Raw genomic sequence first — 12,237 nt, forward strand, 5'->3', positions numbered from 1 at the left:
CGCACGCGGGAGAGGGGAGCAGAGCAGTTGGGTTTGTTTTGCCCTCACCCCCGGCCGTTCTCACGCGCTCGGGAGAGGGGAGCTCAATCAGCTCTCTTCCAGCACAACAACCCGCTGCCCCGCGCGCACCGCCGAGCCCGGCTGCACCCGCACTTCTTTCACCACCCCGTCACGGGGCGCGAGCAGCGGAATTTCCATTTTCATCGACTCGAGAATCACCAACACATCGCCGGCTTTCACGCTGTGCCCGGCTTGCACCTGCACCTGCCAGAGGTTGCCGGCAATATGGCTTTCAATGCTGTGTTGGCGGGCTGCTAGCGGTGCGTCTTCACCCGGTTCGGCCACCGCTTCTTCACTGTCAAAGTGCGCCTGGCCGCTGGCGATCCAGCGTTCGCGTTCGGCGTTGAACGCGCCCTGCTGTTGGCGGCGGAAGGCGCCAATGGTGTCGGCTTCCTGAGCCAGAAAGGCTTGGTAGTCGGCCAGGTTGAGCACGCTGTGTTCGATCTGCAGGTCGTAACGGCCCAGGGGGAAATCCTTGCGGATTTGCAGCAGCTCTTCTGCGCTCACCGGATAGAAACGGATCTGGTCGAAGAAGCGCAGCAGCCACGGCTTGCCGTCGAACGCAGCCACTTCGCGGTAGCGATTCCACATCTGCAAGGTGCGGCCCACAAACTGATAACCGCCGGGGCCTTCCATGCCGTACACGCACATATAGGCGCCGCCGATGCCCACCGAGTTTTCGGCAGTCCAGGTGCGCGCCGGGTTGTATTTGGTGGTTACCAGACGGTGGCGTGGATCCAGCGGGGTAGCCACCGGCGCGCCGAGGTACACATCGCCCAGGCCCATCACCAGGTAGCTGGCCTCGAACACGGTGCGGTACACCTCCTCGAGGTTGGGCAGGTCGTTGATGCGGCGTATGAACTCCAGGTTGCTCGGGCACCACGGGGCGTCTTTGCGCACGGTGGTCATGTATTTCTCGATGGCCAACTGGCAGGCCGGGTCATCCCAGGACAGCGGGAGGTGCACGATGCGCGATGGCACTTCGAGGTTCTGGGCGGCGCATACCGCGTCCCACTCGCCGGCGATGATGCCCAGCAGGTCGGTGAGGCTGAGGGTTTCCGGCTGGTAGTGAACTTGCAGCGAACGAATGCCCGGGGTCAGGTCGATGACGCCATCCAGGGCCTTGGCTTCGAGGGCTTGCATCAGCGCGTGGCCGCGAAAGCGCAGCACCAGGTCCAACTCGGGGGCGCCGATTTCCACCAGCAGGTGGGTGTCGCCAGAGAGGCGGGCGACCAGGCGGGTATCGGCTTGGCCAAGGTCGAGCACGATGGGGGAAACGAGCGCCAATCGGCCCCCTCTCCCGCTTGCGGGAGAGGGTTGGGGTGAGGGGCTTTGCATTGTGCTGGCATTGGCCCTCACCCCCGGCCCCTCTCCCGCAGGCGGGAGAGGGGAGCAGAGCAGCTGAGTTTGTTTTGCCCTCACACCCGGCCCCTCTCCCGCAAGCGGGAGAGGGGAGACGAGCGACCGTGCTGTCGCGATATCGACTGGCGTGAACTGCACCTTATCCCCAGCCTTAAGCTGACCCAGTTGCCACAAGTCCGCCTCGATAATCGTCACCGGGCACACAAACCCGCCCAGGCTCGGCCCGTCCGGGCCCAGAATCACCGGCATATCCCCGGTGAAGTCCACCGCCCCGATTGCATACGGGTTGTCGTGGATATTCGAGGGGTGCAGCCCCGCCTCGCCACCGCTCTCTCGCACCCATTGCGGCTTCGGCCCGATCAGGCGTACGCCGGTGCGGCTGGAGTTGAAGTGCACTTCCCAGTGGGTGGCAAAAAAGGTGTCGATGTACTCGGGGGTGAAGTATTCCGGTGCGCCGTGCGGGCCGTAGATGACGCGGATGGTGCGCAGGGCGGGCAATGGCTCGCACAGCTCAGCAGCCAGGCTGGCGCCATGGCTGTCGTCGCTCAGTGCGGGAATATGCAGCACGTCGCCGGCGCGCAGTGCGCGGCCACCATGGCCGCCGAACTGGCCCAGGGTAAAGGTGCTTTTGCTGCCCAGGTAATCCGGCACTTGCAGGCCGCCGCGCAGGCACAGGTAGCTGCGTGCGCCGGCGCCAGCGATGGTGCCCAGGGTCAGGGTGCTGCCGGCTTTGACCAGCAGGGCGGTGTTCATGGCTTGCGCGGCGCCATCCAGGCTAAGCGGAATAACGGCACCGGTCACCGCCACCACGGCGTCGGTGTTAAAGCGCAGGGTCGGGCCGCTCATGGTGATTTCCAGCGCGGCAGCGCCCTCGGCGTTGCCCAGCAGGCGGTTGCCCGAACGCAGCGCCAGGCTGTCCATCGGCCCCGATGGCGGCACGCCGACGGCCCAGTAGCCCAGGCGCCCGGGGTAGTCCTGCACGGTGGTCTGGGTGCCGGCGCCAAGCACTTCGAGGGTGTCGGCTTTGTATACCAATTGCTCCAGGCAACGGGTCCAGGGATTGCCGCTGGCAAACGGGGCGTCCTGAATAATCTGGCGCAGGTAGTCGCGGTTGCTTTCCACGCCGTACAGCACGCTGTCGCCCAGGGCGTTGTAAAGGCCGGCGCTTGCTGCTTCGCGCGTCGGCGCCCAGGCAATCAGCTTGGCGATCATCGGGTCGAAGTAGGGCGGAATTTCACAGCCGGCTTCTACCCAGGTGTCGATGCGCAGGGTTCTGCCATCGGCCGGCGGGAACTGCACGGCGGTCAGCAGGCCGGGGCTGGGCTGGAAATCGCGGCCCGGGTCTTCGGCATACAGACGCGCCTGAATGGCGTGGCCCTTTGGGATCAGGCCTTTGATCAGCGATTGCAGTGGCGGTAGATCACCGGCGGCCAGTTGAATCATCCAGCTCACCAGGTCGACGCCCCACACCTGTTCGGTCACGCCGTGTTCCACCTGCAGGCGGGTGTTCACTTCGAGAAAATAGAACTGGCTGGCCTCGCTGTCGTAGACAAACTCCACGGTGCCGGCGCTGCGGTAGTTCACCGCCTTGGCCAGTTTGATGGCGGCGGCGCAGAGTTCCTCGGCCATGCCGGCGGGCAGGTTGGTGGCCGGGGTTTCTTCCAGCACTTTCTGGTTACGGCGCTGCACCGAGCAGTCGCGCACGCCGAGGGCAATCACCTCGCCCTGGCCATCGCCAAACACCTGCACTTCCAGGTGACGGGCGCGTTGGATGTATTTCTCGATAAACACACCGGCGTCGCTGAAGTTGTTCTGGCCCAGGCGTTTTACCGCATCGAAGGCTTCGCTCAGTTCAGCCGCCGAGCGGCATACGCGCATGCCGATACCGCCACCACCGGCAGTGCTTTTCAGCATTACCGGGTAGCCCACCTGTTCGCCGGCGATTAGCGCGGCGTCCAGGCTTTCCAGCAGCTCGGTGCCCTCCAGCATGGCTACGCCATGTTGCTTGGCCAGGGCGCGCGCGGTGTGCTTGAGGCCGAACACTCGCAGTTGCTCAGGCGTCGGGCCGACAAAGACAATGCCGGCCGCTTCGCAGGCTTCGGCAAAGGCGGCGTTTTCCGAGAGAAAGCCGTAGCCGGGGTGAATGGCCTGGGCGCCGGTTTGTTTGGCCACGGCGAGAATCTTCTCGACCTTCAGGTAGGTGCCGGCAGCAGCGCCTTCACCCAGGCTGTACGCCTCGTCGGCCTGCTGAATATGCAGGCTGGCGGCATCGGCTTCGGAATACACGGCCACACCCCGTACATCCAGCGCACGCAGGGTGCGCAGAATGCGGCAGGCAATGGCGCCACGGTTGGCGATCAGCAGTGTGTTGAACATGGCGTTAAGCCCTCGAAAGGGGAGGCGGGCCGTCCCGCTGTATTCGGTCTGCACCGTGGTCGTCCACGGTGGGGAAATTCATGCTGTTGCGAACTGGGTCAGTTCCCTCTCCTTTCGTGGGAGAGGGTTAGGGTGTGGGGGGACTTTGATGGTGCGTTTGCCCCTTGCCCTCACCCCCGGCCCCTCTCCCGCACGCGGGAGAGGGGCGCAATACCTGACCCGCCCGGCTCTGGCACAGCGCAAACAAGCAGCGCCGAATCAGTCCCATACCAAAAACTCCGCCGGCGTCGGGTTGTAGCCGTTGCAGGGGTTGTTCAGTTGCGGGCAGTTGGAGATCAGGACGATCACGTCCATATGCGCCACCAGCTCGACGTATTTGCCGGCCGCCGAAATTCCGTCTTCAAAGGTCAGCCCACCTTCGGGCGTGACCGGCACGTTCATGAAGAAGTTGATGTTGGCGCTGATGTCGGCCTTGTTCAGGCGCCCGTCGTGCAGGCTGGCGCGCAAGAAGTTGTCGCGGCAGCTGTGCATATAGCGTTTGTCCAGGGCGTAGCGCACGGTGTTGCTTTCCTGGGCGCAGGCGCCGCCCAGGGTGTCGTGGCGCCCGCACGTGTCGGCGGTAATGGTCAGCAGCGGGTTGCCGAGGTTGGAGTACAAAACGGTGCCGGTGGTGAGGTACACGCGGTTCTGTTTGCGCAGGGTGCGTTGTACGTCGTAGCGCTCGCGCGGGTTGCTGGCGCTGAAGAACAGGGTGTCGACCGCCTGGTTGCCTTCCAGGTCGAGCAGGCGCAGGGTTTGCCCGGCTTTCACTTCTTTGAGGAACGGCTCGCCCGCGGCAATGGTGGCGCGGAAAACGGCGGCTTCTTCATGACGAGGGCTGTGGGTAAGTGACATGGCGTGACCCTCAAATGTACTGACGTTCGGTGTTGTGGAAAGCGCGACCGTTTTCCGGGCGCGAGGTGCGGCACAGCACGCTGATGCCGTCTTCGGCGACCTGGCTCCAGTTCAGTTGCACCGGTTTTGGTGCGTACTCAGGGTTGGGGTCCATCGGGTGTTGCAAGGCGGTGAGCACCACCAGGGTGTCCATCGGCGCGTACAGCTCTAAGTAGTCACCGGCGTTGGAATTGCCAGGGGCGAAGTGGAAGGCGCCGTCGCTGTCGACGGTCACCTTGCTGAACAGGTTGAGCACCATCAGCAGGTCTTGCAGGTTGAGGTTCCACTTGCCCATTTCCACCAGCAGGTTGTCCACGCCGTTGCGAAAGAAGCTATTGCGCAGTTCCTGATAACGGCCAGCGCCGTACTTTTCCTGCACTTCGGCAGCGTTCAGTACCCCGCCAAAACTGTCGTGCCAGCCGCAGGTATCGGCGGTGATGGCAGCCAGTACGCGGCCCATGTCCGAGTACAGGCAGTGGCCGACGGTGAGCTTGGCGGTGTGCTGGCCCTTGAGGCTGTCGGGCAGGTTCAGGCGCTCACTTTTTTCGGCGGCATTGAGCAGCATGAGGCTGACATTGGCGCCGCCTTCGATATCGGTAATGCGCAGCAACTGGCCACGCTTGAGAACGAACGAGGTATGGCCGCCGCCCGGTACGGTTTCTTCATACAGGCTGGGGCGCAGGCTCAACGCGCTGGTCATGATCAGGCTCCTTGGTAAACAGCGTGGAGGCTGCCGGTGACGTGCGCCGGCAGGGCTTCGACGGCGGCGCGGGTGGCGCGGCGGTCGGGGTTTAAGGGGATGTCGTAGGTGATGCGCGCGCCATAAGCATTCGGCGCATGCGGGTCGTGGCGGACCTTGTCGAACACCATCAAGCGAGTGCCCAAGGTGAAGCCTTCGGAGAGGTCGTGGGTGACCATGAAAACCGTCAGCTTGGTCTCGCGCCAGAGTTCCAGCAGCAGCTCGTGCATGTCTTTGCGAATGCCGGGGTCCAGCGCGCCAAAGGGCTCGTCGAGCAGCAGCACGCGCGGCTGCATGATCAGTGCCTGGGCAATGGCCAGACGTTGCTGCATGCCGCCGGAAAGCTGGGTGGGGTATTTGTCCAGGGCGTGGCCGAGGCCGACCTTTTTCAGCAGCTCGGCCGCCTGCTCGCGAGCATCGCGTTTGGCCTGGCCGAACAGCCGCCCGAACAGCGGTGCGCGGGGCAATTCAAGGCCGAGGGCGACGTTGTTCAGCACCGACAAATGCGGGAACACCGAGTAACGCTGAAACACCACGCCACGGCTGGAATCCGGCTCGCCGACCAGCTGTTTGCCGCCCAGCAGAATCTGGCCTTTGCTCGGCACTTCCTGGCCCAGCAGCAGGCGCAGAAAGGTGGACTTGCCGCAGCCGGAGGTGCCCACCAGGGTGCAGAACTCACCCTCGGCGACGCTGATATTCAGGTTCTCTAAAACGACTTGGTCGCCGTAGGTTTGCCAGACGTTTTTGACTTCGATGAAGGCGCTCATGCTTTCGCCCCTTCATACCAGGGGAACGCCAGCTGGGTCAGGCGCTTGAGGCCCAGGTCCATCAGCCAGGCCAGCAGGGTGATCCACGCCACGTAGGGCAGAATCACGTCCATGGCCATATAGCGGCGCACCAGAAACACCCGGTAGCCCAGGCCGTCGGTGGAGGCGATGGCTTCGGCGGCAATCAGAAACAGCCAGGCCGAGCCGAGCACCAGGCGCAGGGCAATCAGCAGGCGCGGCAGCAGTTGCGGCAGAATCACCCGCAGAATCAGGGTCCAGGTCGAGGCGCCGAGGGTTTGCGCCTTGATCAGCAATTCCGGCGGAATTTCCCGTGCCCGCTGCTCCAGGTCACGGGCTAAAACCGGGGTGATGCCGATGACGATCAGCATCACCTTCGACAATTCGCCGAGGCCGAAAACGATAAACAGAATCGGCAGAATCGCCAGCGGGGGCACCATCGACAGCACAGTTAAAAGTGGCGACAGCGGCGCGTTGAACAGCGGCAGGGTGCCGGCGGCAATGCCCAGGCACAGGCCGACGATGGCGGCGATACCCAGCCCCATACCGAGACGTTGCAGGCTGGAGGCGGTGTCTTGCCAGAGCAGATAACCGCCGCTGCGTTTGTCTTCGGTAAAGGCCATGCGTTTGACCGCATCGCTCATCTGCACGGCGCTGGGCAACAGCTTGTCATTGGGGTTGTCTGCCAACCGCGCCGCAGAACCGGTGAAGTAGGCGAACAGCAGCAGGGCGAACGGCAGCAGAATCAGCAGCAGTCGTCCGGCACCGTCCGGGTGGCGATTGATCAGGCGCATGGCAGGCTCTTCAAAGGGTCGCGATTGAAAGGACGGGCACGTTTACAACGTGCCATCCGCCGCCATCTGCACGTAGCGCGGGTCGAAGCGCAGCTTGATGTTGTCCGCATCGCCCGTGACCTTGTCTTTGGCAAAGCTCATCCCCACGGCGCCGGCGTCTTTGGCGCCTTCACCGAGCAGGCCATGGGCGAAGGAGAAGTTCGCCACCTTGCTCATGGTGTCCGGCAGTTGCGCGCTGGTGGCGAACGTCAGGGCGTCTTTGGCGGTGTAGAACAGCTTGGTGGTCGCCAGTTGCGACTTGAAGCCGGCGAGGTCCGTACCCGAGGCCTTGGCCATATGCTCCAGCGCGGCAGTGGCGCGCGGGCTGTCGGTGGCCATCAACTCCATGATTTCGAACCAGGCGCCGGTAAGGGCTTTGCCCAGTGCCGGGTTGTCTTTGAGGGTGGCGGTGTTGACCACCATCATGTCCATGATCTCGCCGGGAATCTGGCTGGAGTTGAACACTTCGGTGGTGTCTGGCTGGGCTTTGATTTCGGCCAGCATGGGGTTCCAGGTGACCACCGAATTGACGTCGCTGGTGTTGAAGGCGGCGGCGATATCAGCGTCGGAGGTGTTCACCACGCTCAGGTCTTTTTCGCTCATGCCGGCGGTTTCCAGGGCGCGCGCCAGCAAGTAGTGCGACACCGACAACTCCACCAGGTTTACGGGTTGGCCCTTGAGGTCGGCCAGGGTCTTGCCCTTGCCCTTGAGCACGATGCCGTCGTTGCCGTTGGAGAAGTCGCTGACCACCAGGGCGGTGGAGTCCACGCCGCCGGCAGCCGGAATGGTGAGGGCGTCCATGTTGGTCATGGTGCAGCCGTCGAACTGGCCGGCGGTGTACTGGTTGATCGACTCGACATAGTCGTTGAGCTGCACCACGTCGATGGCGATGTTGTACTTCTTCGCCCACTTGTCGACGATGCCTTCGGCGGCCGCGTATTCCCATGGCATCCAGCCGGCGTAGAGGGTCCAGCAGACGCTGAATTTGTCTTTGGTGGCAGCCTGGGCGTTAAAACTGAGGGCGGCGGCAAGGCCGGATAGAACGAGGGCGGAAAGCAGGGACTTGCGCATTAAAAACCTCCAGTTCGAGAAAAAGCGGGCAGGCGCAACGCGGCTTGGCGTTCGTCTCCCGGGCTTTTGTCCCGCCGTGTAACCTCACTGGAGGTCGATAACTCTCGGACCAGTCACTGAGCGTTTTAAGCGCTAGCCGGAACCCTAGTCATCCATTGCAAATTGTGGTGCCGCGTACCCAGGCCTTGGCATGGGTGATTCCTGCACGCCAAGGCTAAAGCGAGAGCCGTGCCAAGTTCGCTCGGCCCGGCAATCACGGGGGCTCGGGTGCAGAGGCCGGTTAGAGGCGTGCAGAACCGTGCGCGAAAAAAAGGCGAGGGCGGGCAGGGTGCTGCGCTTTGGTGCGCTTCTGAAATAACTGGCAATGGAATAAGAACTTCCCTACAGCAAGCGGGACACTTTCTGTGCTGTCCAAGACTTCGGGAGCACCCAATGAGTGGCATTCGCCCCTCGGTTCCCGTGCGGTCTCTGGAGGCTGCCATGATGCGTTACAAAACCCTGCTGCTGGGCCTGATGGGCCTGTTTCTGGCTGGTTGTGCGGGTTATGACTACGACGACAATTACGACCGTGGCTATGGCCGCGGCGGCTACGGCAACGTGTACAGCGCGCCCTACAGCTATGAGGTGTACTCGGCGCCGCGCTATTACTCGGCCCCTCGGTACTACTCGGCGCCTCCTGTGTATCGCGCACCGCCGCCACGGTATTACGTGCCGGCGCCGCCACCCCGGCATCACGCCCCGCATCGCGCCCCGGTGCAGCAAGGCTGGAACCAACCGCCGCGTGGCTATCACCAAGCGCCCGGTCGCACCCCGGACCGTCACCAGCAGGCCCGCCGCCGGGATGCCGAACATGGCCGTGGCGATTCGCGCCCTGCGCGTAGCGACAACCGTGGTCATGACACGCGTTGGGACCGCCGGCAAAACCGCTGACGATTCGCGCCATTAATAAGCAGACAAACAAAAGCCCGCTCTCGCGGGCCCTTGCTGGATTCAGCTAGCCAAGCGCTGCTACTGCTTCGGGCTAGTGAATCAAGGCACATACAACAACTGGCGATTTAAGGCGGTCAGCCTCTGGCGCCATGGCTGGCCTGGCCACCCTTGCGGCCGGCTTCGGAGGCTTTCTGCGGGTCGTTGGCGAAGTTGCCGCCACTGTTGTGTCCACCCTTGCGTCCAGCTTCCGAGGCCCTCGCTCGATCGTTGGCGAAATTACCGGGGTTTTTGTTGGTAGGCATTTTGGTTTCTCCTCGTTCAATGAGTAGTAGCAAAACCCTAATGGGCCTTACACGAACTCTGAAGGCCCTTGGCTGATATCGTTCGGTCAAATTAAGTCATTGGCGACAAACGGTTTTTTGATATTAAAGTGCAACTTCCGGGCAAACTTTTGATTCGGCCGCTGCGCTTGCGTTAATGGATTTGTGCAACTAAGGCGGGGCAATTCAGTTGCACTAAAACGACCGCTCATCCCCTATACGGAACTGCTCTTACAGCGTTTCGCTCGGATACTTCACAGCCCGGCGCACTAGGCGTGTGGGCGGCAGTGACATTCAGGGATAAATGCAGCATGGGCGACTACCACATCAACCGTGTGCCAGAGGGTTGGCAACTGATCAAGCAAGGGGCCACGCGCCCGTCCAAACGTGCCCTGACCAAAGGGCGTCTGATACAGGAAACCGAGCGTTTTCTACGCGGCAAGGATGCCGTGCTGATTATTCACAACGAAGATGGCACCACGGTGGAGCAGACCTACCAGGCCGGCAAGGTCGTGCCTCGGCAGTGGGCCAAGTGGCAGGAATCGGAGTCAGCCAACGACAAGGGAGAAGCGTAGGGCGAATATCGTCGAAGACGATATCCGCCGTTGCGATAGAGCGGCGGATCGTTACGCCGGTTGTTCTTCGTCGCGAATCAACACGCACAGGCGGCCGCTTTCGTCTTCCACGGCGTCGTACACGTAATACATCACCACTTCACCTAAACCGGGCAGGGCGGCCACGTAGTCGCCAATTTCGGCGCTGAAGTGCGCCTTGCTGCCGGGTTTGGCTTCGCTTTCGATATAGGCGTTGAAAAACAGGCCTGGGTCGGCATCGCCAAAGAAGTCGTCACGGGCTTCTGCATCCCATTCGGCCGGGGCGTTGAATTGGCCGGCGAACAACACCTTGCCGTCGCCAAGGTCTTCTTCTTCGGCTTCCGGGTCGGTTTCATCGAGGCGGTAAACGGTGCAGCTCAGCGCGTCGGCATGGCCGAGAACAAAGGCGCGGGCGGCCATACGCTTGTCGGTATCCATTACAGGCATGGGTCTCTCCAGTTGTTGCGGCGATGTGCCTGCGAGCGGGCAGTGTGCCGCTCAAGCCCTGGCCTCGCAAGCGCGAACACCGCAAGGGCGACGCCAAAGCACCGGCCAGGACGGCCGGCGCATGCTGGGGCGGGGATTTACAGTGCGTCGACCATCGGGTCGCTATCGGGCTGCACCTGCACGAACGGCAGATTCAGGCGCGCGCTGCTCCAGGCGCGGGTGCTATTGGTGAGTTCCAGGTCGTTGTTCAGCTTGCGCCCATAGGACGGAATGATCTCCTTGAGCTTGGCCTGCCACTCGGGCGTCTGCACCTTGGCTTTGAAGGTCTTTTCCAGCACCGACAACATGATCGGCGCAGCCGTAGACGCACCCGGCGAGGCTCCTAACAACGCGGCAATGCTGCCGTCGCTGGCGCTGACCACCTCGGTGCCGAACTGCAGAATGCCGCCCAGCTCGGGGTCTTTCTTGATGATCTGCACACGCTGGCCGGCGTGCACCAGTTCCCAGTCGGCGTCCTTGGCTTCGGGGAAGTATTCGCGCAAGGCGGCCATGCGGTCGTCCTGGCTCAGCATCAATTGACCGACCAGGTAGGTGGTCAGCGAGGTGTTATCCAGGCCGGCATTGGCCATCGGCATCAGGTTGTGCAAGGTCATGGCGCTGAACATGTCCCACAGCGAGCCATTGATCAAAAATTTGGTGGAGAAGGTGGCGAACGGGCCGAACAGCAGCGCCTTCTGGCCATCGATCACGCGGGTATCCAGGTGCGGCACCGACATGGGCGGCGAGCCCACCGAGGCCTTGCCGTACACCTTGGCCTGGTGTTGGGCGACGATTTGCGGGTTCTTGGTCACCAGGAATTCACCGCCCACCGGGAAACCGGCATAGCCGTCGGCTTCGGGAATACCGGACTTCTGCAACAGCTTCAGGGCGCCGCCACCGGCGCCGATAAACACGAACTTGGCGTTAACGCTTTTCAGTGCCTCGCCGTTGCCCAAATCCGCCACCACCACGTTCCAGGTGCCATCGTCGTTGCGCTTGATGTCGCGCACTTCATGTTGCAGGTGCAGCGCCACGCCCGGCCGGGTGGTGAGCGAGGCGAACAGCTGGCGGGTGATTTCACCGAAGTTCACGTCGGTGCCGATGGGCATGCGCGTGGCAGCGATTTTTTGGTCCGCGGCGCGGCCGTCCATGACCAACGGAATCCACTGTTTGATCTGCGCCGGGTCTTCGGAGAACTCCATGCCGCGGAACAGCGAACTGTGTTGCAGGGCCGCGTGACGCTTTTGCAGGTAGCTGACGTTGTCGTCGCCCCAGACAAAGCTCATATGCGGCACGTTGTTGATAAAGGACGTCGGGTTGTTCAGCACCTTGTGCTCAACCTGGTAGGCCCAGAACTGCTTGGAGATTTCGAACGACTCGTTGATCGCCACCGCCTTGCTGATGTCGATGCTGCCATCGGCATTTTCCGGGGTGTAGTTCAGCTCGCAGAAGGCCGAGTGGCCGGTGCCGGCGTTGTTCCAGGGGTTGGAGCTTTCTTCGGCCACTTGGCCCATGCGCTCGTAAACGTCGATGGTCCAGCCCGGCTCCAGTTCATTGAGGTAGGTGCCCAGGCTGGCACTCATGATGCCGCCGCCGATCAGCAGCACATCGACGGTTTTTTCGGCGGGAGGGGTTTTCGAGCAGCCGGTGAACACCAGGCAGACGAGGGTTAACAACAGCTTTTTCATCAGTTCAACCATTTCCAGTTTGCTATCCAGACGGCGTAGAGCAAGACCGGGGCCAGGTGCG

11 protein-coding genes and 1 riboswitch are annotated in these 12,237 nt (G+C 62.5%); of the genes, 2 read left to right on the plus strand and 9 right to left on the minus strand.

Annotated elements, in window-relative coordinates:
- Window positions 1–87 precede the first annotated feature (87 nt).
- From PKE98_RS05715 to PKE98_RS05740, 6 genes are all read right to left on the minus strand, one after another.
- Window positions 88–3,798, minus strand: coding sequence for an urea carboxylase (locus PKE98_RS05715; protein ID WP_271194299.1), 3,711 nt, complete (start codon window positions 3,796–3,798; stop codon window positions 88–90).
- Between the two features lie 258 nt (window positions 3,799–4,056).
- Window positions 4,057–4,692 (minus strand): urea amidolyase associated protein UAAP2, encoded by a 636-nt coding sequence (locus PKE98_RS05720; protein ID WP_271194300.1) that lies wholly within the window; start codon window positions 4,690–4,692, stop codon window positions 4,057–4,059.
- A 10-nt stretch (window positions 4,693–4,702) separates the two neighbouring features.
- On the minus strand, window positions 4,703–5,431 hold the full coding sequence (locus tag PKE98_RS05725) for an urea amidolyase associated protein UAAP1 (protein WP_271194301.1): 729 nt from the start codon (window positions 5,429–5,431) through the stop codon (window positions 4,703–4,705).
- Between the two features lie 2 nt (window positions 5,432–5,433).
- Window positions 5,434–6,237, minus strand: coding sequence for an ABC transporter ATP-binding protein (locus PKE98_RS05730; protein WP_271194302.1), 804 nt, complete (start codon window positions 6,235–6,237; stop codon window positions 5,434–5,436).
- On the minus strand, window positions 6,234–7,049 hold the full coding sequence (locus tag PKE98_RS05735) for an ABC transporter permease (RefSeq protein WP_271194303.1): 816 nt from the start codon (window positions 7,047–7,049) through the stop codon (window positions 6,234–6,236). The genes PKE98_RS05730 and PKE98_RS05735 overlap by 4 nt, the downstream gene beginning before the upstream one ends.
- Window positions 7,050–7,091: 42 nt before the next feature.
- A complete protein-coding gene (locus PKE98_RS05740; RefSeq protein ID WP_271194304.1) occupies window positions 7,092–8,159 on the minus strand; it encodes a putative urea ABC transporter substrate-binding protein in 1,068 nt (355 codons plus the stop codon).
- Between the two features lie 53 nt (window positions 8,160–8,212).
- Window positions 8,213–8,318, minus strand: a riboswitch (guanidine-I (ykkC/yxkD leader).
- A 321-nt stretch (window positions 8,319–8,639) separates the two neighbouring features.
- Here PKE98_RS05740 and PKE98_RS05745 point away from each other — a divergent pair.
- Complete coding sequence (locus PKE98_RS05745; RefSeq protein WP_271194305.1) at window positions 8,640–9,089, plus strand: hypothetical protein; 450 nt, start codon at window positions 8,640–8,642, stop codon at window positions 9,087–9,089.
- Between the two features lie 134 nt (window positions 9,090–9,223).
- Here PKE98_RS05745 and PKE98_RS05750 read toward each other — a convergent pair whose 3' ends face one another.
- A complete protein-coding gene (locus PKE98_RS05750; RefSeq protein ID WP_108099367.1) occupies window positions 9,224–9,391 on the minus strand; it encodes a con-10 family general stress protein in 168 nt (55 codons plus the stop codon).
- Window positions 9,392–9,720: 329 nt separating this feature from the next.
- Here PKE98_RS05750 and PKE98_RS05755 point away from each other — a divergent pair, with 329 nt between their 5' ends.
- On the plus strand, window positions 9,721–9,984 hold the full coding sequence (locus PKE98_RS05755) for a DUF2188 domain-containing protein (protein WP_271194306.1): 264 nt from the start codon (window positions 9,721–9,723) through the stop codon (window positions 9,982–9,984).
- Between the two features lie 51 nt (window positions 9,985–10,035).
- On the opposite strand, the gene PKE98_RS05760 is transcribed toward PKE98_RS05755, so the two are convergent.
- Window positions 10,036–10,449, minus strand: a complete 414-nt coding sequence (locus tag PKE98_RS05760; RefSeq protein WP_271194307.1) for a hypothetical protein — start codon at window positions 10,447–10,449, stop codon at window positions 10,036–10,038.
- 137 nt (window positions 10,450–10,586) lie between these two features.
- Window positions 10,587–12,176, minus strand: coding sequence for a malate:quinone oxidoreductase (locus PKE98_RS05765; RefSeq protein ID WP_271194308.1), 1,590 nt, complete (start codon window positions 12,174–12,176; stop codon window positions 10,587–10,589).
- Window positions 12,177–12,237: the final 61 nt, after the last annotated feature.

The sequence above is a fragment of the Pseudomonas turukhanskensis genome (assembly GCF_027922365.1).
Taxonomy (GTDB): Bacteria; Pseudomonadota; Gammaproteobacteria; order Pseudomonadales; family Pseudomonadaceae; genus Aquipseudomonas; species Aquipseudomonas turukhanskensis.

Bases quoted from the DNA above. Each gene is read 5' to 3' on its own strand.
- PKE98_RS05715 (WP_271194299.1), bottom strand. From the start codon at position 3,798: ATGTTCAACACACTGCTGATCGCCAACCGTGGCGCCATTGCCTGCCGC.
- PKE98_RS05720 (WP_271194300.1), bottom strand. From the start codon at position 4,692: ATGTCACTTACCCACAGCCCTCGTCATGAAGAAGCCGCCGTTTTCCGC.
- PKE98_RS05725 (WP_271194301.1), bottom strand. From the start codon at position 5,431: ATGACCAGCGCGTTGAGCCTGCGCCCCAGCCTGTATGAAGAAACCGTA.
- PKE98_RS05730 (WP_271194302.1), bottom strand. From the start codon at position 6,237: ATGAGCGCCTTCATCGAAGTCAAAAACGTCTGGCAAACCTACGGCGAC.
- PKE98_RS05735 (WP_271194303.1), bottom strand. From the start codon at position 7,049: ATGCGCCTGATCAATCGCCACCCGGACGGTGCCGGACGACTGCTGCTG.
- PKE98_RS05740 (WP_271194304.1), bottom strand. From the start codon at position 8,159: ATGCGCAAGTCCCTGCTTTCCGCCCTCGTTCTATCCGGCCTTGCCGCC.
- PKE98_RS05745 (WP_271194305.1), top strand. From the start codon at position 8,640: ATGATGCGTTACAAAACCCTGCTGCTGGGCCTGATGGGCCTGTTTCTG.
- PKE98_RS05750 (WP_108099367.1), bottom strand. From the start codon at position 9,391: ATGCCTACCAACAAAAACCCCGGTAATTTCGCCAACGATCGAGCGAGG.
- PKE98_RS05755 (WP_271194306.1), top strand. From the start codon at position 9,721: ATGGGCGACTACCACATCAACCGTGTGCCAGAGGGTTGGCAACTGATC.
- PKE98_RS05760 (WP_271194307.1), bottom strand. From the start codon at position 10,449: ATGCCTGTAATGGATACCGACAAGCGTATGGCCGCCCGCGCCTTTGTT.
- PKE98_RS05765 (WP_271194308.1), bottom strand. From the start codon at position 12,176: ATGAAAAAGCTGTTGTTAACCCTCGTCTGCCTGGTGTTCACCGGCTGC.